Source organism: Pseudomonas putida, from assembly GCA_041879295.1.
Classification (GTDB): Bacteria; Pseudomonadota; Gammaproteobacteria; order Pseudomonadales; family Pseudomonadaceae; genus Aquipseudomonas; species Aquipseudomonas putida_Y.
On record CP047152.1, the window covers coordinates 5,458,050 to 5,478,239 of the forward strand.

A 20,190-nucleotide genomic window follows, 5' to 3' on the forward strand; every position below is an offset into this window, starting at 1 on the left:
CGCCAGTCCTTGTAACGCCCTCCGAGACTTTCCGCGTGTCCGACGTCATCCTGCGCCTTGCCCTGCCCTCTCCGCTGCGGCGCCTGTTCGACTACAAGGCGCCGGCGAGCATGGCGCGCCAGACCTTGACCCCTGGCATGCGCATCCGCGTGCCCTTTGGCCGCCGCGAAATGATCGGCGTGCTGATAGAGGTGTGCACGCAGAGCGAAGTGCCCGCCGACAAACTGAAGCCGGCCAGCGCCCTGCTCGACCCGGTGTCCCCCATCCCCGCGTCGCTGTTCAAGTTGTGCCTGTGGACCGCCCAGTACTACCAGCACAGCCTGGGCGATACCCTGAGCTGGGCGCTGCCCACGCTACTGCGCCAGGGCGAAGCCGCCGAAATGCGCCAGGAACGCTTCTGGCATATAGCCCCTGGCGCCCGCCTGGAAGACCCGCGCATTGCCCGCGCGCCGCGCCAGCGCGACGCCCTCAAGACCCTGGCCCAGCACCCGCACGGCGTGGCCCACAGCCTGCTGGCCAAACTCAACCTGAACAAGGACAGCCTCGACCTGCTGCTGGCCAAGGATCTGGTGCAGGTCGAGACGCGCCGCCACTTGCCGGCACAACGCCATGAGCACTGGCTGGCACAGCCGGAACTGCCACTCAACGAAGAACAACGCGATGCCTTCGACGCCGTGTGCGAGGGCTTTGGCGGCTTCGGCGCGTTCTTGCTGGCCGGCGTCACCGGCAGTGGCAAGACCGAGGTCTACCTGCAACTGATCCGCGAAACCCTGGAAGCCGGCAAGCAGGCGCTGGTGCTGATCCCGGAGATCAACCTCGGCCCGCAAACCCTGGCGCGCTTCGAGCAACGCTTCAACGCGCGTATTGCCCTGCTGCACTCGGCGGTGAACGACCGCGAACGTCTGGATGCCTGGCTGGCGGCACGGGACGGCGAGGCCGATATCATCATCGGCACCCGCTCGGCATTGTTCACGCCGATGAAAAACCCCGGCCTGATCATCATCGACGAAGAGCACGACGGCTCCTATAAACAGCAGGAAGGCCTGCGTTACCACGCCCGCGACCTGGCGCTGGTACGCGCTCACCAGGAGAACGTCCCGATCCTGCTCGGCTCCGCCACACCGTCGCTGGAAACCCTGCATAACGCCTTGACCGGCCGCTACCGCCTGCTGCGCATGAACCAGCGCGCCGGGGGGGCACGCCCGCCGCGCATGCTGCGCCTGGATGTGAAGAGCCTGCCGCTGGACAGCGGTATCAGCGGCCCGCTGCAGCAGGCTATTCGGCAGACGCTGGAAGCCGGCCAACAAGTGCTGGTGTTCCTCAACCGCCGGGGCTTTGCTCCAACCTTGCTGTGCCACGATTGCGGCTGGCTGTCCGAATGCCCACGCTGCGATGCGCGCATGACCGTGCACCAGCGCTCCGGCGTGCTGCGCTGCCACCACTGTGGCTATGACGAACGCCTGCCGCACCAATGCCCGCAATGCAACCACGTCGACCTGCGCCCGGTCGGTGCCGGTACCGAGCGCGCCGAAGAGCGCCTGAAGGTGCTGTTCCCGGATTACCCGATCCTGCGCGTGGACCGTGACAGCACGGCGCGCAAGGACGCCATGCACAACCTGTTCAGCACCATCCAGCGCGGCCAGCCGAGCATCCTCGTCGGCACCCAGATGCTCGCCAAGGGCCACCACTTCCCGCGGGTGACGCTGGTGGCCATCCTCGATGCCGATGGCGGGCTGTTTTCCGGCGACTTCCGCGCCAGCGAGCGCATGGCACAACTTATTGTCCAGGTGGCCGGGCGGGCCGGGCGGGCCGAAGAACCCGGCAAGGTCATCATCCAGACCCACCTGGCCGACCACCCACTGTTGGTCCAGCTAACCGAGCAAGGCTACTTCGCCTTCGCCGAACAGGCCCTGGACGAACGCCGAGCCGCCGGGCTGCCGCCCTACTCGCACCTGGCCTTGCTGCGTGCCGAAGCACACAAGCCGGGGCAGGCCGAAGGTTTCCTCGACGAAGCCTGTGCCGCCGCCGAGCGCCTGGTGGCCGAACAACGCCTGCCGGGCATCGAACTGCTGGGCCCGGTACCGGCACCCATGGAGCGTCGCGCCGGACGATTCCGCGCGCAACTGTTGATACAGGCCAATACCCGGGCGCCGTTGCATCGACTGATCAGCGCCTGGTTGCTAGTGTTGGAACAGATGCCAAGCGGGCGCCAGGTGCGCTGGTCGCTGGATGTCGACCCGGTAGACCTGTATTGAGCTGCAAGCTGCGAGTGACCAGCGACAAGCAAGCGCCGGGCGGGGGCGATGCCGCTTTTTCTTGCGGCTTGTGGCCCCCCGCTTGCCGCCCAAAGGTTGGCAACCTGCTCCCGGCAACGGATAATGCCCAGTTTTTCCACCTGCGCATCCAGGCGCTCACCGCGCTTGCGGTCGAAAAGAGATCCCCATGAAAGACACCATTCGCCAGCTAATCCAGCAAGCCCTCACCCAACTCGTCACCGACGGTGTGCTGCCTGAAGGGCTGTCGCCGGCGATCCAGGTGGAAAACGCCCGGGACAAGACCCACGGCGACTTCGCCAGCAACATCGCCATGATGCTGGCCAAGCCGGCCGGCATGAAGCCGCGCGACCTCGCCGAAAAACTGATCAACGCCCTGCCGGCCAGCGCCGACATCAGCAAGGTCGAGATTGCAGGCCCTGGCTTCCTCAACTTCTTCCAGAACACCGACGCCCTGGCCAGCCGCCTGGATGCCGCCCTGGCCGACGCCCACCTGGGTGCACGCAAAGCCGGCCCGGCGCAAAAGGTGGTGATCGACATGTCGGCACCTAACCTGGCCAAGGAAATGCACGTCGGCCACCTGCGCTCGACCATCATCGGCGACAGCGTTGCGCGCGTGCTGGAGTTCCTGGGCGACAACGTCATCCGCCAGAACCACGTCGGCGACTGGGGTACCCAGTTCGGCATGCTGATGGCCTACCTGCAGGAAAACCCGATCACCAGCGACGAGCTGTCGGACCTCGAAAACTTCTACCGTGCGGCGAAGAAACGCTTCGATGAATCGGAAGAGTTCGCCACTCGCGCCCGCGGCCTGGTGGTCAAGCTGCAAGCTGGTGACCCCGAGTGCCTGGCTTTGTGGACTCGCTTCAAGGACATCTCGCTGTCGCACTGCCAGAAGACCTACGAGCTGCTCAACGTCAAACTGACCATGGCCGACGTGATGGGCGAAAGCGCCTACAACGACGACTTGGCCAACGTGGTGGCCGACCTCAAGGCCAAGGGCCTGCTGGTCGAAGACCAAGGCGCCCAGTGTGTGTTCCTCGACGAGTTCAAGAACAGCGAAGGCGACCCCCTGCCGGTGATCGTGCAGAAGGCCGACGGAGGCTACCTGTACGCGACCACCGACCTGGCTGCCGTGCGTTACCGCAGCAACGTATTGAAAGCTGACCGCGCACTGTACTTCGTCGACCAGCGCCAGGCCCTGCACTTCAACCAGGTGTTCGAAGTGGCCCGCCGCGCCGGCTTCGTCAGCCACCCGATGCAAATGGAGCACATGGGCTTCGGCACCATGAACGGCGCCGACGGCCGCCCGTTCAAGACTCGTGACGGCGGCACCGTGAAGCTGATCGACCTGCTCACCGAGGCCAAGGAGCGCGCCTACGCGCTGGTCAAGGAAAAGAACCCGAGCCTGGCCGACGACGAACTGCGCCACATCGGCGAGGTGGTGGGCATTGGCGCGGTGAAATACGCCGACCTGTCCAAGCACCGCACCAGCGACTACAGCTTCAACTTCGAGCTGATGCTCAACTTCGAAGGCAACACCGCGCCTTACCTGCTGTACGCTTACACCCGCGTAGCCGGCGTGTTCCGCAAGCTGGGCAAAGGGTTTGACGAAGTCGACGGCAAAATCGTGCTGCAAGCTGCCCACGAGCAAGATTTGGCCGCGCGCCTGGCGCAGTTTGGCGAAATTCTCAACAACGTCGCCGAAAAAGGCACGCCGCATGTGCTGTGCAGCTACCTGTACGACTTGGCCGGCCTGTTCTCCAGCTTCTACGAGAACTGCCCGATCCTCGCTGCCGAAACCCCTTCGCAGCAGCAGAGCCGGCTGCGCCTGGCCGCCCTGACCGGCCGCACCCTCAAACAAGGTCTGGAACTGCTCGGCCTGGAAACCCTGGAGCGCATGTAAGTTGGCTGCCAAGAAAAAACCTGCCCCGAAACGCGGCGCCAGCCGCCAGACGGCACCGGCCAAACAGCCGATCCCCGGCTGGGTATGGCTGGCGGTCGGCCTGACCGTAGGCGCGTTCATCGTGTTCCTGATGAAGCTCGAACCCGGTGGCGACGACATCAAACGCACCAAACCCGAGCAGCAGAAGCCGGCGAAAACGGCCGAAGCCGGCAAGCCAGCGCAAGCTACCACGCAACAGCCGGTGAAGCCGAAGTACGACTTCTACACGCTGCTGCCGGAGTCTGAGGTGATCGTGCCGCCGGAAGCCGTACCGGAGAAAACGCCACCAGTGCCGGCCCAGCCGGTAGCTCCGGTAACACCAGCAGAAGCGGCGAAAATCGACACGGCGAGGGCCCAGGCAGCACTGCTCGGCCAAACCCCGCCACCGCCACCACCTGTGATCAAGCCGGCTGCGACCACGCAGTACTTCCTTCAGGCAGGCTCGTTCCGCAAGCAGGCCGATGCCGACAAGGTACGGGCACAGATCATCCTGCTGGGCCAGTCGGTGAAGGTGGAGTCGGGTACGGTCAAGGAGGAAACCTGGTACCGCGTGCTGGTCGGGCCGTTCAGCAACCGCGAGCAATTGACCGGGGCACAGAAGCAGCTGGCTGGGGCCGGTTTCAGCAACCTGTTGCTGCAACAGCGGCAGACCCGCCAGTAACAAAGAAGGCCTTGCCGCAGCGGTGCGACAAGGCCTTTTTTATATAGGCAGCATTACCCGTGAGTGGGCTGTAAAACAGCCACGGCACCGTCAGCCCCGCCCCGCATTCCTCTCGGACACCTGGGTGTTCAACGTCCAGAAGTCATACAGCACCCCCACCAGGAACAACCCACCGGTAAAGAAGTAGATGATCGCGGTGATCCACTTGCCCTGATACAGCCGGTGCAGGCCAAACACCCCGAGGAAGGTCAGCAGAATCCAGGCGATGTTGTAGTCGATACGCCCGGACTGAAACCTCAGGTCGGCTTCACGGTCCATGGACGGGATCAGGAACAGGTCGATCAACCAACCAATGCCCAGCAAGCCCAAGGTGAAGAACCAGATGGTCCCGGTAATCGGCTTGCCGTAATAGAAGCGATGGGACCCGGTGAAGCCGAAAATCCACAGCAGGTAGCCAATGGTTTTGCTGTGAGTGTCGTGAAAGGGCACCCCCTGTTGATAACTGTTCATTCATAGCCCCCGTGGGTTATCCGAAAATTTTCTAAGAAAAAATGTGACTTTCTCGTCGCAAGCCGACATACGGCACCTGGACAATCGACCAACGGATCAATGATTGATCAAAAAGCTGTTATAAAGTTGCGCGCCCAACACATAACTATTCATAAGAGCTTCATCTATGCCGCCTTTGATCAAGACATGGCTGACCCTCTGCCTATTATTGCCCCTGGCCGCCCACGCCACCAATCGTGAGCAACGTCTTCCCAATGGTTTTACCGGCTACACGACCAACGCGTCGGTGAAACACGCACCCGCCAAGCAGACCGCGCTGCGCGCCCGCCCAAGCAACGCCGTCAGCAGCCGCGGTGCCAATGTCGCCGCCATGTCGCCGAAGCAAAGCAGCGACGTGCTCAGCCGTGCGGTCAATGTGCTCGGTACCCCTTATGTTTGGGGCGGCAGCAGCCCGAAAAAAGGCTTTGACTGCAGCGGGCTGGTCAAATACGCCTTCAACGACGTCGCCGACGTCGACCTGCCGCGCACCTCCAATGCCATGGCCCGGGGCCACGGGGTGAAGGTGGCCAAGGGTGATCTGAAGCCCGGCGACCTGATCTTCTTCAACATCAAGAGCCGTCGGGTCAATCACGTAGCCATCTACCTGGGTAACGACCGCTTCATCCACGCGCCACGCCGTGGCAAGCGGGTGAGTATCGACACCTTGAGCAAGCCTTACTGGCAGAAGCACTACGTGGTGGCCAAGCGGGTACTGCCGAAGGAACAGCAACAGCTGAACCTGGCCAAGCGTTAATCTGATCGGCGCTATCCGGTACCGGCCCCTTCGCGGGCACGCCCGCTCCCACAGGTACCGCGTCGCTCTCGCGGGCAGCGCCATACCTGTGGGAGCGGGCGCGCCCGCGAAAGGGCCTTTCAGGTACTACAAGCCTTTGATCAACCCTCGCTCCCTCAGCCTCCGCAACGCCCCCTCCATCGTCCGCATCCCCTCAGCCGCCCCGCCCTGCATCACCGAAGACAACTGCGCCAACCGCCCCTCCCGAACCAGGTTACGCACCGCCGGCGTCGCCACCAGCACTTCCCGCGCAGCCACCCGCCCACCTTCCACACGTTTGACCAGCAACTGCGCGACCACCAGGCGCAGCGACTCGGCCAGCATCGCCCGCACCAACGGCTTTTCCTCGGCAGTAAAAACCTCCACCAACCTGTCGATGCAGCTGGTCGCCGAACGCGCATGCACGGTTGCCAGCACCAGGTGCCCGGTTTCGGCCGCGCGCAGGGCCAGGCGAATGGTTTCCAGGTCGCGCAACTCGCCGATCATGATCACGTCCGGGTCCTGGCGCAGTGCACTGCGTAGCCCCTGAGCAAAGCCGCGACTATGGCGCCCCATCTCACGCTGGTTGACCAGGCTGCGCTGGCTGTCATGGATGACCTCGACAGGGTCCTCCAGGGTAATGATGTGCAGTGCCCGCTCGCGGTTCAACTGGTCGAGCAGCGTTGCCAGAGTGCTGGACTTGCCGCTGCCGGTCGGCCCGCCGACGAGGATCAAGCCATCACTGCATTGCGCAACAGCTTGAAACACATCCGCAAGGTCCAGCTCGCTCACCGTGGCAATGCGCCCTGGAATCAGCCGAAAGGTCACCGCCGGGCCATTCAACTGGCGAAACAGGTTCAGCCGAAAGCGCCCAAGCGCCGGCAACTCCAGCGCAAGGTCCAGTTCATCGCCTTGGGCCCACTGCTGGCACTGGTGGTCATCCAGCACGCTCGCCATGCCCTCGATCAAGGCATCCGCGCTCAAGGGCGGCAAGCCCATACGCTGCAACTCGCCATCCAGGCGCAGCATCGGAATCTGGCCCGTCGCCAGGTGCAGGTCCGAAGCCCCCGCATCCACAGCTCGGGCCAACAGGTCGGTCACATCCATGAGACTCCCCAAAGGCCTTCAAGCAGGTAGAATGCCGCAGACCCTACAGCTGCCGGCATTGATCCATGTCCACCCTAGCAGACAACCTTTCCGCGATTTCCGCCCGTATCGCCAGTGCTGCCCAGGCAGTCGGGCGTGATCCGGCCAGCGTCCAGTTGCTGGCCGTGAGCAAGACCAAGCCCGCCAGCGCTATCCGCGAGATCCATGCCGCCGGTGTGCGCGACTTCGGGGAAAATTACCTACAGGAAGCACTGACAAAGCAGCAGGCGCTCAGCGACTTGCCCTTGATCTGGCACTTCATCGGCCCCATTCAGTCGAACAAGACCAAAGCGATCGCCGAGCACTTCGACTGGGTACATTCCGTGGACCGCCTGAAAATTGCCCAACGCCTGTCGGAACAGCGCCCTGCCGGGTTGGCGCCGCTGAACATCTGCCTGCAGGTGAACGTCAGCGGCGAAGACAGTAAATCCGGCTGCACCCCGGCCGACCTACCCGCGTTGGCCAAAGCCGTAGCCGCACTGCCCAACCTGCGCCTGCGCGGGCTGATGGCAATCCCGGAACCCACCGAAGACCGCGACACCCAGGAGGCCGCCTTCGCCAGCCTGCGCAAGTTGCAGGAAGACCTGGGGCTTGGCCTGGACACCCTGTCGATGGGCATGAGCCACGACCTGGAAGCGGCCATCGCCCAGGGCGCGACGTGGGTACGGATTGGCACGGCCCTGTTCGGAGCCCGCGACTACGGCAACACCTGATTCCATGCTTCACTCACTCTTTTCCACAAGGACCTGACATGAGCAAGACACGTATTGCCTTTATCGGCGCCGGCAACATGGCCGCCAGCCTGATCGGTGGTCTGCGTGCCCAGGGCCTGGACGCCTCGCAGATCCGCGCCAGCGACCCGGGCGCCGAGACCCGCAGTCGCATCCAGGCCGAGCACGGCATTGAAGCCTTCGAGGACAACGCCCAGGCCATCGATGGCGCTGACGTCATCGTGCTGGCGGTCAAGCCACAAGTCATGAAAACCGTCTGTCAGGCACTGCAACCCAACCTGCAGGATGGCCAGCTGATCGTTTCCATCGCCGCCGGCATCACATGCGCCAGCCTGCAAAGCTGGGTGGGCGCTCGCCCGGTAGTGCGCTGCATGCCCAACACCCCGGCTTTGCTGCGCCAAGGCGTGAGCGGCCTGTACGCCACCGCTGAAGTGTCCGGCGAACAGCGTCAGCAGGCCGAACAACTGCTGTCGGCCGTGGGCACCGCCCTGTGGCTGGAGCAGGAACAGCAACTGGACGCCGTGACTGCTGTGTCTGGTAGTGGCCCGGCGTACTTCTTCCTGCTGATCGAGGCCATGACCGCGGCCGGCGAAAAACTCGGCCTGCCACGCGAAACCGCCTCCCAACTGACCTTGCAGACGGCCCTGGGCGCCGCGCGCATGGCGGTTGCTAGCGATGTCGATGCCGCCGAACTGCGCCGCCGCGTCACCTCGCCCGCCGGCACCACGGAAGCGGCGATCAAGTCGTTCCAGGCTAGCGGCTTCGAAGCCATCGTCGAGCAGGCGCTGCAGGCTGCAGCCACGCGCTCCGCCGAGCTGGCCGAACAACTGGGCAAATAAGGAGCTTTAGATGAATGCACTGTCAGGCGCCGCGATTTTCGTGGTGCAAACCCTGGTAAGCCTTTACCTGGTAATCGTCCTGCTGCGCTTCGTACTGCAGTTGGTCAAGGCCAACTTCTACAACCCGCTGTGCCAGTTCGCAGTTCGTGCCACCCAACCGCTGCTCAAGCCGATCCGCCGGATCATCCCTAGCGTTGGCGGGCTGGATACCTCGTCGCTACTGCTGGCGGTGGTCATCCAGGCTCTGCTGATGGGCTTCGTGCTGATGGTCACCTACGGTACTTTCGGCGACGTCCTGCACCTGCTGATGTGGGCAATCATCGGCATCACCTCGCTGTTCCTGAAGATTTTCTGGGTGGCGATGATCGTCATGGTGATCGTTTCCTGGGTTGCACCCAACAGTCACAACCCGGCGGCCGAACTGGCCTACCAGATCAGCGAGCCAGTGCTGGCGCCGTTCCGCCGCCTGGTGCCAAATCTGGGCGGCATGGACATTTCGCCGATCTTCGCCTTCCTGGCGATCCAGGTGATCCAGTCGTTTGTCATGCCCCCTCTGGCCGCCTACGCCGGCATGCCTCAAGAGCTGTGGCGAATGATCTGAGGCTCGCCAGCCCCAGCTTGCCCCCAGTCGCAAGCCTTTGCTTGCCGCTGGGGGTAGCGCTCTTTAGACTTACGCCTCCGTCAAGCGTGAGCAGGGTCGATGTCAACTGTCTTTCCCGAAGATTCCGTCGGTCTGGTAGTACCGCAAACAGCCCGGTTCGATGAACCGCTGGCACTGGCCTGTGGCCGTTCACTGGCCAGTTACGAACTGGTCTACGAGACCTATGGCACCCTGAACGCCAGCGCGAGCAATGCCGTGCTGATCTGCCATGCCCTGTCCGGCCACCACCATGCCGCTGGCTACCATGCCGCCACCGACCGCAAGCCGGGCTGGTGGGACAGCTGCATCGGCCCCGGCAAGCCGATCGATACCAACCGCTTCTTCGTGGTCAGCCTGAACAACCTCGGCGGCTGCAACGGCAGCACCGGCCCCAGCAGCGTCAACCCGGCCACCGGCAAACCGTATGGCGCCGATTTCCCTGTACTGACCGTAGAGGACTGGGTACACAGCCAGGTGCGCCTGGGCGAGCGCTTGGGCATCCAGCAGTGGGCCGCTGTCGTGGGCGGCAGCCTTGGCGGTATGCAGGCACTGCAATGGACCATCAGCTACCCCGAGCGTGTGCGCCATTGCGTCGACATTGCCTCGGCACCCAAGCTGTCGGCGCAGAACATCGCCTTCAACGAGGTGGCGCGCCAAGCCATTCTCACTGACCCTGAGTTCCATGGCGGTTCGTTCCAGGACCAGGGCGTGATCCCCAAGCGCGGCCTGATGCTGGCACGCATGGTCGGGCACATTACCTACCTGTCCGACGACTCGATGGGTGAAAAATTCGGCCGTGAGCTGAAAAGCGACAAGCTCAACTACGATTTCCACAGCGTCGAGTTTCAGGTCGAAAGCTACCTGCGCTATCAGGGCGAAGAGTTTTCCGGCCGTTTCGACGCCAACACCTACCTGCTGATGACCAAGGCACTGGACTATTTCGACCCGGCCGCCAAGCAGGGGGGTGACCTGGCAGCCACCCTGGCCCACGTCACGGCGGACTACTGCATCATGTCGTTCACCACCGACTGGCGCTTCTCTCCGGCCCGTTCGCGCGAGATCGTCGACGCACTGATGGCTGCGCGCAAGAACGTCTGTTACCTGGAGATCGATTCGCCCTACGGGCACGATGCCTTCCTGATCCCCACACCTCGCTACATGCAGGGTTTCTCGAACTACATGAACCGCATTGCCATCTGAGGACAGCATGAGAGCCGATCTGGAAATCATCCACGACTGGATCCCCGCCGGCAGCCGGGTACTCGACCTGGGCTGCGGTAGCGGCGAACTGCTGGCCTCGCTGCGTGACCGCAAACAGGTCACCGGCTATGGCCTGGAAATCGACGCCGACAACATCGCCGCCTGCGTGGCCAAGGGCGTCAACGTCATCGAACAAGACCTGGACAAAGGCCTGGGCAACTTCGCCAGCAACAGTTTCGACGTGGTGATCATGACCCAGGCCCTGCAGGCCGTGGAGTACCCCGACCGCATCCTCGACGAAATGCTGCGCGTGGGCCGTCAGTGCATCATCACCTTCCCCAACTTCGGCCACTGGCGCTGCCGCTGGTACCTGGCGACCAAAGGCCGCATGCCGGTATCGGACTTCATGCCGTATACCTGGTACAACACGCCGAACATCCACTTCTGCACCTTCGCCGACTTCGAAGAACTTGTGCACGAACGCCGAGCCAAGGTACTCGACCGCCTGGCGGTCGACCACTTGCACCGCAATGGGTGGGGTGGGCGGCTATGGCCTAATCTTCTAGGTGAGATCGGCATCTACCGCGTCAGCAGCCCGGGCCTGCAAGAGCAGCCGCTCGCGGTCTGACGCCCACCGGAGGAATCGCCCCATGCGCCGCCTAGCCCTGTTCCTGATCAGCCTGTGCCTAGCCCTGCCAGTATTGGCTGCCGATGCCGCACGCCCTGAGCGCAAGGAGGTATTTGGCGACGTGACGGTGCACTACAGCGCATTCACGTCGAGCATGCTCACGCCCGAGGTGGCAGCGGCCACCGGCCTGGTTCGCAGCAAGAACCAGGGCGTGCTCAACATTACCGTACTCAAGGCCAGCAAACCGGCCACAGCGGTGGTCAGCGGCACGATCAAGGACCTGACCGGGCGCAGCAGCCCGCTGTCGTTCAAGCAGATTACCGAACAGGGTGCGGTGTACTACATCGCCCAGTTCAAGATCGACCAGCCAGAAACCGTCACCTTCGACCTGAACATCGAAACCGGCGGCATCAGCAACTCTCTCCGCTTCAACCAGGAAGTGTTCCCAGGCGAATGATGAATTTCCAGCAACTCGTATTGGCCAGCCACAACGCCGGCAAACTCAAGGAACTCCAGGCCATGCTCGGCCAATCCGTGCAACTGCGCTCGATTGGTGAGTTCAGCCAGGTAGAGCCGGAAGAAACCGGCCTGTCGTTCGTCGAGAACGCCATCCTCAAGGCGCGCAACGCCGCCCGCATTTCCGGCCTGCCGGCCCTGGCCGATGACTCCGGTCTGGCGGTGGATTTCCTCGGCGGCGCGCCGGGCATCTACTCGGCACGTTATGCCGATGGCCAGGGTGACGCGGCAAACAACGCCAAGCTGCTCGAAGCCTTGAAAGACGTGCCTGAAGGTGAGCGCAGTGCACAGTTCGTCTGCGTTCTGGCACTGGTGCGTCACGCCGACGACCCATTGCCGATCCTGTGCGAAGGCCTGTGGCAAGGGCGCATCCTGTTCGAGGCCAGCGGTGAGCAGGGCTTTGGCTACGACCCGCTGTTCTGGGTACCGGAGCGCAACTGCTCCAGCGCCGACCTGGCCCCGGCAGACAAGAACCAGCTCAGCCACCGCGCCCGTGCCATGGCCCTGCTGCGCCAACGTCTGGGCCTGGCATGATCGAAATGCTGTCGCCCCCCGGCGCGGCGGGCTTTACCAGCCTGCCGCCGCTGGCGCTGTACATCCACATCCCGTGGTGCGTACGCAAATGCCCTTATTGCGACTTCAACTCCCACGCTGCCGGGCCTGAGCTACCGGAAGATGCCTATGTCACAGCCCTGCTCGACGACCTCGACCAGGAGCTGTCTGCCGTACAAGGCCGCCCGCTCAGCTCGATCTTCTTCGGTGGCGGTACGCCAAGCCTGTTCAGTGCCAAGGCCCTCGGCCGGCTGCTGCGCGGCGTAGAGCAACGTATTACGTTCGCGCCAGACATCGAGATTACCCTGGAAGCCAACCCGGGCACCTTCGAGCAGGACAAGTTCAAGGCCTACCGGCAGACCGGCATCAACCGCCTGTCGATCGGTGTGCAGAGCTTCCAGCCAGCCAAGCTGGAAGCACTAGGGCGCATCCACAATGGCGACGAAGCGGTTCGGGCCGCTGGCATGGCGCGCGCGGCCGGTTTCGACAATTTCAACATGGACCTGATGCACGGCCTGCCCGACCAGTCGCAGGACGACGCGCTGGCTGACCTGCGCCAGGCCATCGACCTGGGCCCGACACACCTGTCGTGGTATCAGCTCACCGTGGAACCGAACACGGTGTTCTGGAACCAGCCGCCAGAGCTACCCGAAGACGATATCCTCTGGGATATTCAGGAAGCCGGCCAAGCGCTGATGGCCGCGCACGGCTACCGCCAGTACGAGGTATCAGCCTACGCCCAGGCAGACCGCGCCGCCCGGCACAACCTCAATTACTGGCGCTTCGGCGACTTCATCGGTATCGGCGCCGGCGCCCACGGCAAGCTCACCTTTGCCGACGGGCGCATCCTGCGTACCTGGAAGACCCGCCTGCCCAAGGATTACCTGAACCTGGCCAAGCCGTTCAAGGCCGGCGAGAAGCTGCTGCCAGTCGATGAACTGCCGTTCGAGTTCCTGATGAACGCCCTGCGCCTGACCGATGGCGTGGAAGCCGAACTGTTCACCCAACGCACCGGCTTGCCACTGGCGCAGCTGCATGAGGCACGCCGTGCCGCCGAACAAAAGGGCCTTTTGCAGGTCGAACCGGATCGACTGGTAGCCACGCCGAGGGGCCAGTTGTTCCTCAATGACCTGCTGCAGTATTTCTTGACCTAAGGATGACCCATGGATCTGGTACTTGATCTGCTCGCGACGGTTTCCCGCTGGAGCCGCAGCAACCTGTCGGAGATTTCACTGGCCTTGGTAGGCTGCCTGCTGGTGCTGTTCGGCACCGATGTCAAAGCCTGGGCAGAGCAACGCCTGGGGGGCTTGGCCGGCGCCCTGCGCGTGCCGTTCATGGCGCTGATGGTAATGATCGGCAGCGGTGCCGCGCTGATCTATGCCACGCCGTGGGTGGTGAAGGGGCTGAGCCAGTTCAACAACTATGCGTTGGCGCCTGTGTTGCTGGTGGTGCTGGTATTGATTGGCGTGGTGGCGGATCGCCGAGGCTGAGCCAATGGCCCCGGGCCCTTGTAGGAGCGGGTTCACCCGCGAAAGGGCCGGCCGTGCTGGCCAATCTCCACCCGCCGTTCACCGTTGCCGCCACTACCGTATTCGCGGGTAAACCCGCTCCTACAAAGAAAAAACCGCCCTTCTCAAGGCGGTTTTTTCGCCTGCATTCCTGCAAGCATCGGCACATCGAGAAGCCGTATCAGCCGCTCAATCCACCTTCTCGAACTTCAAGTCCCACACCCCATGGCCCAGCCGCTCACCGCGGCGTTCGAACTTGGTGATCGGGCGCTCTTCGGGGCGCGGCACATAAGTGCCGTCTGCCGCACGGTTGCGATAGCCAGGAGCTGCGCTCATCACTTCCAGCATGTACTCGGCATACGGCTCCCAGTCGGTGGCCATGTGGAACACACCACCAGGCTTGAGCTTGCGACGTACCAGCTCGGCGAACTCCAGCTGGACGATGCGGCGCTTGTGGTGACGCGCCTTGTGCCAAGGGTCTGGGAAGAACAGCATCAACCGATCGAGGCTGTTATCCGCCACGCAACGGTTCAGCACCTCGATGGCATCGCAGTCATACACCCGCAGGTTTTTCAGCCCCTGGGTCAGCACGCCATTGAGCAGCGCGCCAACACCCGGGCGGTGCACTTCCACACCGATGAAGTCCTGCTCAGGTGCGGCAGCCGCCATTTCCAGCAGGGAATGGCCCATGCCGAAGCCAATCTCCAAGGTGCGCGGGGCCGAACGGCCGAACACCTGGTCGTAGTCAACCGGGCTGTCAGCCAGTGGCAGGATGTACAGCGGGCCGCCTTGGTCCAGGCCGCGTTGCTGGCCTTCGGTCATGCGCCCGGCACGCATCACGAAGCTCTTGATGCGGCGGTGTGGGCGGGCGTCGCCGTCGGGGGTGATCGGCGTATCGTGCGATTCAGTCATCAGTTGCTCTTACTTGATCAGACCATCCAGCGGCGAAGAGGCGCTGGCATAGAGTTTCTTCGGCATACGACCGGCCAGATAGGCCATGCGACCCGCAACAATGGCGTGTTTCATGGCCTCGGCCATCAGCACCGGCTGCTGGGCATGGGCAATGGCCGAGTTCATCAGCACTGCCTCACAGCCCATTTCCATGGCGATGGTGGCGTCGGATGCGGTACCCACGCCAGCATCGACCAGCACCGGCACCTTGGATTCTTCCAGGATGATCTGCAGGTTGTAGGGGTTGCAAATACCCAGGCCGGTGCCAATCAGGCCTGCCAGCGGCATGACCGCGATGCAGCCGACTTCGGCCAGCTGACGGGCGATGATCGGGTCGTCGCTGGTGTAGACCATTACATCGAAACCTTCCTTGACCAGCACTTCGGCAGCCTTGAGGGTTTCGATCACGTTAGGGAACAGGGTTTTCTGGTCGGCCAGCACTTCCAGCTTCACCAGCGTGCGGGACTCGTGCGATTTACGCCCATCGAGCAGTTCGCGGGCCAGACGGCAAGTGCGTACCGCTTCCACCGCATCAAAGCAGCCTGCAGTGTTCGGCAGGATGGTGTACTTGTCGGGCGACAGTACATCGAGCAGGTTCGGCTCGCCCGCGTTCTGTCCAAGGTTGGTGCGGCGCACAGCGACAGTGACGATTTCGGCACCCGAGGCCTCGGTGGCCAGGCGGGTTTCTTCCATGTCACGGTACTTGCCGGTACCGACCAGCAGGCGCGACTGGAAAGTACGCCCGGCCAGGGTGAAGGGCTTGTCGCTACGAACGTTGCTCATCGTTGTTCCTCGGGAAAAGGTTGCAGGGCTTGCTTGTGAACCGCCGGGCTGCTGTCAGCCGCCACCGATGGCGTGGACCACTTCGACCTGGTCGCCGTCATTCAGCAGCGTGCTGTCGTGCTGGCTGCGCGGCACGATATCCAGATTCAGTTCCACTGCAACACGGCGCCCGGTCAGTTCCAGGCGCGCCAGCAGGGCTGCAACGCTTTCGCCGGCAGGCAGTTCGTAAGGTTCACCGTTCAATTTAATGCGCATGCGCACGGCCACCATTGTTCTTTGGGGCCAGCATTCTAGCGCCGAACCGCCCTGCAACCCAAGGGCGGTGCGCGCCATTAGTCGTGATTGTGGACCACTCGGTCAGCCCAGCCGCCAGGCTGCCAGGCCCAGGCACAACCAGCCGCCGAGGAAGCACAAGCCACCAATCGGGGTGATGATGCCAAGCTTGCCGATGCCGCTGAGGGTCAGCAGGTACAGGCTGCCGGAGAACAGCACGATGCCCAACGCAAACAGGCCGCCGGCCCACCCCACCAGGCGCCCGGGCAGGTGCGCCGAGAGCACCGCAACGCCGAAGATCGCCAAGGCATGGACCAGTTGGTAAGTCACGCCGGTATGGAAGATTGCCAGGTAGTCAGCCGTCAGCCGGTTTTTCAGGCCATGAGCGGCAAAGGCGCCCAGGGCGACCCCGGTAAAGCCAAAAAAGGCGGCAAGCATCAGGAAGCTGCGAAGCATGGGACGACTCCTTGTATCGGGTCTGTATAATGGCCCCTTCCACCCTTAGGGCCAAGCCATCGACATGCTGTCAACGCTTATCCGTCGCCTTTCCCGTGCCCTGCTCTGGTTCGTTGCCTGCAGCATCGTACTGGTGCTGGTGTTCCGCTGGGTCCCACCGCCCGGCACGGCGCTGATGGTCGAGCGCAAGGTACAGTCTTGGGTGAGTGGTGAACCGATCGACCTGCAGCGCGACTGGGAGCCATGGGAGAACATCTCCGATCAGCTCAAGGTCGCAGTCATTGCTGGCGAGGACCAGAAGTTCGCCAGCCACTGGGGCTTCGACATCCCGGCCATTCAGGCGGCGCTGGCCCACAACGAGCGCGGCGGCAACATTCGCGGCGCCAGCACCCTGACCCAACAAGTGGCCAAGAACCTGTTTCTGTGGTCAGGCCGCAGCTGGTTTCGCAAGGGGTTGGAGGCCTGGTTCACCGCGCTGATTGAGTTGTTCTGGTCGAAGGAACGGATTCTCGAGGTCTATTTGAACAGCGCCGAGTGGGGCAAGGGCGTGTTTGGCGCCCAGGCGGCGGCGCGTTATCACTTCGGTGTCGACGCCAGCCGGCTCAGCCGCCAGCAGGCGGCGCAGCTGGCTGCGGTGCTGCCTAGTCCGATCAAGTGGAGCGCCAGCCGGCCGAGTGCGTATGTGGCCAGCCGGGCCAGCTGGATTCGCCGGCAGATGAGCCAGTTGGGCGGGCCCAGCTACCTGATGCAGCTCGACACGTCGCGCAACAAGCTTTGAGTTTTGCGGTGATGCGCAAATCGAGCGCCGCCCGCGCGGCGCATCGCGAGCTGCGCTCGCTCCTACGTTTGTTTCGGGCCAATCATTCCTATGGGATCTGCGCGCGGTCGCCTTGGCGCATGCCCCCATTCGCGTTGAACAAACAAGGCGGTCGCGCGCGCCTGTCACAGGCGTTACCGGCCTGAAACAAACGTAGGAGCGAGCGCAGCTCGCGATGCGCCGCGCGGGCGGCGCTCGACCTCACAGGCGCCACACCCCTCACGCCGAGCACAAAAAAAGCCGCTCACCCCATCAGGGCCAGCGGCTTTTCTTTACAACCAAGACTCGATCAGGCAGCGATCAACGCCTTGACCTTGTTCATCGCATTCTTCTCCAGCTGGCGAATACGCTCAGCCGATACGCTGTACTTGTCTGCCAGTTCGTGCAACGTGGCCTTCTCTTCCGCCAGCCAACGCTGATAGAGAATATCGCGGCTACGCTCGTCCAAACCTTGCAGCGCTTCGTGCAGGTTGCTGGTGGAGTTGTCACTCCAGTCGGCATCCTCCAGCTGCACCGCCGGATCGTAACGGTGGTCTTCCAGGTAATGCGCAGGCGACTGGAATGCGCTGTCGTCGTCCGCTTCCGCTGCCGGGTCGAAGGCCATGTCCTGGCCGCTGAGGCGGCTTTCCATCTCGCGCACTTCGCGCGGCTCGACGCCAAGGCTTTCCGCCACGCGATGCACTTCGTCGTTGTTCAGCCACGCCAGGCGTTTCTTCTGGCTACGCAGGTTGAAGAACAGTTTGCGCTGAGCCTTGGTGGTAGCCACCTTCACGATACGCCAGTTGCGCAGAATGAACTCGTGGATCTCAGCCTTGATCCAGTGCACCGCGAACGACACCAGGCGCACGCCCATTTCCGGGTTGAAGCGTTTGACGGCTTTCATCAGGCCGACGTTGCCTTCCTGGATCAGGTCAGCCTGAGCCAACCCGTAGCCGGCATAGCTACGGGCGATATGTACAACGAAACGCAGGTGGGCCATCACCATCTGACGAGCGGCCTCGACATCCTGCTCATAATAGAGACGCTCGCCCAGATCACGCTCCTGCTCGACCGTCAGCAGCGGAATGCTGTTGACCGTGTGCACATAGGCTTCCAGGTTTGCACCGGGTACCAGGGCATAGGCAGGTTGCAACGATGTGGTCATTCAAGAACCTCCGACTTACAAAACTCGCACCTTGTGGGCGCTGCCAACATTGACCTGGAACGACGGTACAAGTTCCGCAGTGAAGAAAATGTCAATGCTGACACGTAAAAACTATCGCGGCGCCAGCTCGTTCAAGTGGCGGGCGACTGCAATCCATGCACCGATATACCCCAACAACACTGCTCCGATCAAGAGCGACAGACCATCGGAAGCCGGAACGCCGCCCAGGGCGAAGTCACTGCCATACAGCCCGGAAAGCCCTACCACCGCCTCGTTCAGCCAGTTCAGGCCAAACGCCAGGATGCCCCACGCCAGCAGGCCTGCGCCCAGGCCATACAGGGCGCCCATGTACAGGAAAGGCCGGCGCACGTAGGCGTCGGTGCCGCCGACCAGCTTGATCACTTCGATCTCGATACGACGGTTTTCAATGTGTAGACGAATTGTGTTACCGATTACTAACAGCAGGGCAGAAATCAGCATCACGGCCAGACCGAAGACGAAGCGGTCACCCAACTTGAGGATGGCTGCCAGCCGCTCGACCCAAACCAGGTCCAGTTGCGCCACGTCCACCCGCGGCAGCTCCGACAGGCGCTGACGCAAGGCTTCCAGGGCTGGCTTGTCGACCTCGGTCGGAGTTACAACCACCACACCCGGCAGTGGGTTGTCTGGCAGTTCGCGCAGGGCCTCGCCCAGCCCGGACTGCTGCTGGAACTCCTCCAGCGCCTGCTCGCGGCTGACATACTGGGCGTCCGCCACGCCAGGCATGCCCTTGATCTCGTCGCGCAGCGCTTCGCCATCACGGCTGCCAGCATCAAGCTTGAGGTACAGCGAAATCTGCGCAGCGCGCTGCCACGAACCGCCAAGCTGCTCGACGTTCTTCAGCAACAAGGACAGGCCCATCGGCATGCTCAGCGCCACTGCCATCACCAGGCAGGTGAAGAAACTGCCAATCGGTTGCTTGCCCAGGCGGCGCAGGCTGTCGGCCAGGCTGGCACGGTGGCTTTCCAGCCAGGCATGCAGCAGGGTGCGGAAGTCCGGGCCATCATCGTCTTCCCCGCGTTTTTTCTTCGCAGGTTGCGGATCGGCCGGTTTCGGTGCGACCCGCTCGGAAACCTTCGGAGTACGTGTAGTGTTCATTGCCCGGCCTCCCCATCGCCGATCAAGCGGCCGCGTTGCAACGTCAGCATGCGGTGGCGCATGCGCGCGATCAGTGCCAGGTCGTGGCTGGCGATCAATACCGTCGTGCCCAGGCGGTTGATGTCCTCGAACACGCCCATGATCTCTGCAGCCAGACGCGGGTCGAGGTTACCGGTGGGCTCGTCGGCCAGCAGCAGAGCCGGCTGGTGAACGATGGCTCGGGCGATACCGACCCGCTGCTGCTGCCCGGTGGACAGGTCGGCCGGGAACAGCTCGCCTTTGTCGGACAGCGACACACGTTCCAGGGCCGAGTCCACGCGCTTGGCGATCTCGACCTTGGACAGGCCGAGAATCTGCAGCGGCAAGGCAATGTTGTTGAACACGGTGCGGTCGAACAACAGCTGGTGGTTCTGGAACACCACGCCGATTTGCCGGCGCAGGAACGGGATTTGCGCATTGCTGATCTGGCCCAGGTCCTGCCCTGCCAGCATCAGCTTGCCGCTGGTCGGGCGCTCCATGGCCAGCAACAGGCGCAGCAGGGTGCTCTTGCCAGCGCCCGAGTGGCCGGTGACGAACAGGAATTCGCCCCGGCGCGCCCGGAAACTCAGCTCATGCAAACCCACATGACCATTGGGATAGCGCTTGGCAACCTGCTCGAATCGGATCATG

23 protein-coding genes are annotated in these 20,190 nt (G+C 63.1%); 14 read left to right on the plus strand and 9 right to left on the minus strand.

The features are described 5' to 3' along the window. Positions 1-35: 35 nt before the first annotated feature. The 3 genes from GST84_24815 to GST84_24825 all read left to right on the plus strand — a co-directional run bounded on the left by GST84_24815 (position 36) and on the right by GST84_24825 (position 4,879). Complete coding sequence (locus tag GST84_24815) at positions 36-2,255, plus strand: primosomal protein N' (protein XGB15391.1); 2,220 nt, start codon at positions 36-38, stop codon at positions 2,253-2,255. A 187-nt stretch (positions 2,256-2,442) separates the two neighbouring features. Next, positions 2,443-4,179, plus strand: coding sequence for an arginine--tRNA ligase (gene argS / locus GST84_24820; protein XGB15392.1), 1,737 nt, complete (start codon positions 2,443-2,445; stop codon positions 4,177-4,179). A 1-nt stretch (position 4,180) separates the two neighbouring features. Then, entirely contained in the window at positions 4,181-4,879 is a 699-nt protein-coding gene (locus tag GST84_24825) for an SPOR domain-containing protein (protein XGB15393.1), read from the plus strand. Between the two features lie 90 nt (positions 4,880-4,969). Here the strand turns inward: GST84_24825 and GST84_24830 are convergent, their stop codons facing one another. Next, on the minus strand, positions 4,970-5,389 hold the full coding sequence (locus tag GST84_24830) for an NINE protein (protein XGB15394.1): 420 nt from the start codon (positions 5,387-5,389) through the stop codon (positions 4,970-4,972). A gap of 166 nt (positions 5,390-5,555) precedes the next feature. On the opposite strand from GST84_24830, the gene GST84_24835 reads away from it, so the two are divergent. Continuing rightward, positions 5,556-6,182, plus strand: coding sequence for a peptidase P60 (locus tag GST84_24835; GenBank protein ID XGB15395.1), 627 nt, complete (start codon positions 5,556-5,558; stop codon positions 6,180-6,182). Positions 6,183-6,308: 126 nt separating this feature from the next. Here the strand turns inward: GST84_24835 and GST84_24840 are convergent, their stop codons facing one another. Then, entirely contained in the window at positions 6,309-7,307 is a 999-nt protein-coding gene (locus GST84_24840) for a PilT/PilU family type 4a pilus ATPase (protein ID XGB15396.1), read from the minus strand. Positions 7,308-7,372: 65 nt separating this feature from the next. On the opposite strand from GST84_24840, the gene GST84_24845 reads away from it, so the two are divergent. The 9 genes from GST84_24845 (at position 7,373) to GST84_24885 (ending at position 13,942) form a co-directional block, all read left to right on the plus strand. Further along, positions 7,373-8,059 (plus strand): YggS family pyridoxal phosphate-dependent enzyme, encoded by a 687-nt coding sequence (locus tag GST84_24845; protein XGB15397.1) that lies wholly within the window; start codon positions 7,373-7,375, stop codon positions 8,057-8,059. 38 nt (positions 8,060-8,097) lie between these two features. Further along, a complete protein-coding gene (locus GST84_24850) occupies positions 8,098-8,916 on the plus strand; it encodes a pyrroline-5-carboxylate reductase (protein ID XGB15398.1) in 819 nt (272 codons plus the stop codon). Positions 8,917-8,926: 10 nt separating this feature from the next. Beyond that, positions 8,927-9,517, plus strand: coding sequence for a YggT family protein (locus tag GST84_24855; GenBank protein ID XGB15399.1), 591 nt, complete (start codon positions 8,927-8,929; stop codon positions 9,515-9,517). Between the two features lie 99 nt (positions 9,518-9,616). Further along, the gene (locus GST84_24860) at positions 9,617-10,756 is read left to right on the plus strand and encodes a homoserine O-acetyltransferase (GenBank protein ID XGB15400.1); all 1,140 of its coding nucleotides are present in this window, start codon (positions 9,617-9,619) and stop codon (positions 10,754-10,756) included. A gap of 7 nt (positions 10,757-10,763) precedes the next feature. Next, a complete protein-coding gene (gene metW, locus GST84_24865) occupies positions 10,764-11,384 on the plus strand; it encodes a methionine biosynthesis protein MetW (protein ID XGB15401.1) in 621 nt (206 codons plus the stop codon). A 22-nt stretch (positions 11,385-11,406) separates the two neighbouring features. Then, a complete protein-coding gene (locus GST84_24870) occupies positions 11,407-11,841 on the plus strand; it encodes a DUF4426 domain-containing protein (protein XGB15402.1) in 435 nt (144 codons plus the stop codon). Further along, entirely contained in the window at positions 11,838-12,434 is a 597-nt protein-coding gene (gene rdgB / locus GST84_24875; protein ID XGB15403.1) for an RdgB/HAM1 family non-canonical purine NTP pyrophosphatase, read from the plus strand. The genes GST84_24870 and rdgB overlap by 4 nt, the downstream gene beginning before the upstream one ends. After that, positions 12,431-13,606, plus strand: coding sequence for a radical SAM family heme chaperone HemW (gene hemW, locus GST84_24880; GenBank protein ID XGB15404.1), 1,176 nt, complete (start codon positions 12,431-12,433; stop codon positions 13,604-13,606). The genes rdgB and hemW overlap by 4 nt, the downstream gene beginning before the upstream one ends. Positions 13,607-13,615: 9 nt before the next feature. Then, positions 13,616-13,942 carry a DUF3392 family protein gene (locus GST84_24885; protein XGB15405.1) on the plus strand — a complete coding sequence of 109 codons (327 nt, stop codon included), beginning with the start codon at positions 13,616-13,618 and terminating at the stop codon, positions 13,940-13,942. Between the two features lie 207 nt (positions 13,943-14,149). Here the strand turns inward: GST84_24885 and trmB are convergent, their stop codons facing one another. The 4 genes from trmB to GST84_24905 all read right to left on the minus strand — a co-directional run bounded on the left by trmB (position 14,150) and on the right by GST84_24905 (position 16,423). Continuing rightward, the gene (gene trmB / locus GST84_24890; GenBank protein XGB15406.1) at positions 14,150-14,872 is read right to left on the minus strand and encodes a tRNA (guanosine(46)-N7)-methyltransferase TrmB; all 723 of its coding nucleotides are present in this window, start codon (positions 14,870-14,872) and stop codon (positions 14,150-14,152) included. Between the two features lie 9 nt (positions 14,873-14,881). Further along, positions 14,882-15,694, minus strand: coding sequence for a thiazole synthase (locus GST84_24895; protein XGB15407.1), 813 nt, complete (start codon positions 15,692-15,694; stop codon positions 14,882-14,884). A gap of 54 nt (positions 15,695-15,748) precedes the next feature. Beyond that, the gene (gene thiS, locus GST84_24900; GenBank protein XGB15408.1) at positions 15,749-15,949 is read right to left on the minus strand and encodes a sulfur carrier protein ThiS; all 201 of its coding nucleotides are present in this window, start codon (positions 15,947-15,949) and stop codon (positions 15,749-15,751) included. Between the two features lie 102 nt (positions 15,950-16,051). Further along, positions 16,052-16,423 carry a DUF423 domain-containing protein gene (locus GST84_24905; GenBank protein XGB15409.1) on the minus strand — a complete coding sequence of 124 codons (372 nt, stop codon included), beginning with the start codon at positions 16,421-16,423 and terminating at the stop codon, positions 16,052-16,054. A gap of 64 nt (positions 16,424-16,487) precedes the next feature. Here GST84_24905 and mtgA point away from each other — a divergent pair, with 64 nt between their 5' ends. Further along, positions 16,488-17,201, plus strand: a complete 714-nt coding sequence (mtgA, locus tag GST84_24910; GenBank protein ID XGB15410.1) for a monofunctional biosynthetic peptidoglycan transglycosylase — start codon at positions 16,488-16,490, stop codon at positions 17,199-17,201. Between the two features lie 328 nt (positions 17,202-17,529). On the opposite strand, the gene rpoH is transcribed toward mtgA, so the two are convergent. From rpoH to ftsE, 3 genes are all read right to left on the minus strand, one after another. After that, positions 17,530-18,384, minus strand: a complete 855-nt coding sequence (gene rpoH / locus GST84_24915; GenBank protein ID XGB15411.1) for an RNA polymerase sigma factor RpoH — start codon at positions 18,382-18,384, stop codon at positions 17,530-17,532. 111 nt (positions 18,385-18,495) lie between these two features. Further along, positions 18,496-19,521 (minus strand): cell division protein FtsX, encoded by a 1,026-nt coding sequence (locus GST84_24920; protein XGB15412.1) that lies wholly within the window; start codon positions 19,519-19,521, stop codon positions 18,496-18,498. Continuing rightward, positions 19,518-20,189, minus strand: a complete 672-nt coding sequence (gene ftsE, locus GST84_24925) for a cell division ATP-binding protein FtsE (GenBank protein XGB15413.1) — start codon at positions 20,187-20,189, stop codon at positions 19,518-19,520. The genes GST84_24920 and ftsE overlap by 4 nt, the downstream gene beginning before the upstream one ends. Position 20,190: the final 1 nt, after the last annotated feature.

Bases quoted from the DNA above. Each gene is read 5' to 3' on its own strand.
- argS (XGB15392.1), top strand. From the start codon at position 2,443: ATGAAAGACACCATTCGCCAGCTAATCCAGCAAGCCCTCACCCAACTC.
- GST84_24830 (XGB15394.1), bottom strand. From the start codon at position 5,389: ATGAACAGTTATCAACAGGGGGTGCCCTTTCACGACACTCACAGCAAA.
- GST84_24835 (XGB15395.1), top strand. From the start codon at position 5,556: ATGCCGCCTTTGATCAAGACATGGCTGACCCTCTGCCTATTATTGCCC.
- GST84_24840 (XGB15396.1), bottom strand. From the start codon at position 7,307: ATGGATGTGACCGACCTGTTGGCCCGAGCTGTGGATGCGGGGGCTTCG.
- GST84_24845 (XGB15397.1), top strand. From the start codon at position 7,373: ATGTCCACCCTAGCAGACAACCTTTCCGCGATTTCCGCCCGTATCGCC.
- GST84_24850 (XGB15398.1), top strand. From the start codon at position 8,098: ATGAGCAAGACACGTATTGCCTTTATCGGCGCCGGCAACATGGCCGCC.
- GST84_24855 (XGB15399.1), top strand. From the start codon at position 8,927: ATGAATGCACTGTCAGGCGCCGCGATTTTCGTGGTGCAAACCCTGGTA.
- GST84_24860 (XGB15400.1), top strand. From the start codon at position 9,617: ATGTCAACTGTCTTTCCCGAAGATTCCGTCGGTCTGGTAGTACCGCAA.
- metW (XGB15401.1), top strand. From the start codon at position 10,764: ATGAGAGCCGATCTGGAAATCATCCACGACTGGATCCCCGCCGGCAGC.
- GST84_24870 (XGB15402.1), top strand. From the start codon at position 11,407: ATGCGCCGCCTAGCCCTGTTCCTGATCAGCCTGTGCCTAGCCCTGCCA.
- rdgB (XGB15403.1), top strand. From the start codon at position 11,838: ATGATGAATTTCCAGCAACTCGTATTGGCCAGCCACAACGCCGGCAAA.
- hemW (XGB15404.1), top strand. From the start codon at position 12,431: ATGATCGAAATGCTGTCGCCCCCCGGCGCGGCGGGCTTTACCAGCCTG.
- GST84_24885 (XGB15405.1), top strand. From the start codon at position 13,616: ATGGATCTGGTACTTGATCTGCTCGCGACGGTTTCCCGCTGGAGCCGC.
- trmB (XGB15406.1), bottom strand. From the start codon at position 14,872: ATGACTGAATCGCACGATACGCCGATCACCCCCGACGGCGACGCCCGC.
- GST84_24895 (XGB15407.1), bottom strand. From the start codon at position 15,694: ATGAGCAACGTTCGTAGCGACAAGCCCTTCACCCTGGCCGGGCGTACT.
- thiS (XGB15408.1), bottom strand. From the start codon at position 15,949: ATGCGCATTAAATTGAACGGTGAACCTTACGAACTGCCTGCCGGCGAA.
- GST84_24905 (XGB15409.1), bottom strand. From the start codon at position 16,423: ATGCTTCGCAGCTTCCTGATGCTTGCCGCCTTTTTTGGCTTTACCGGG.
- mtgA (XGB15410.1), top strand. From the start codon at position 16,488: ATGCTGTCAACGCTTATCCGTCGCCTTTCCCGTGCCCTGCTCTGGTTC.
- rpoH (XGB15411.1), bottom strand. From the start codon at position 18,384: ATGACCACATCGTTGCAACCTGCCTATGCCCTGGTACCCGGTGCAAAC.
- GST84_24920 (XGB15412.1), bottom strand. From the start codon at position 19,521: ATGAACACTACACGTACTCCGAAGGTTTCCGAGCGGGTCGCACCGAAA.
- ftsE (XGB15413.1), bottom strand. From the start codon at position 20,189: ATGATCCGATTCGAGCAGGTTGCCAAGCGCTATCCCAATGGTCATGTG.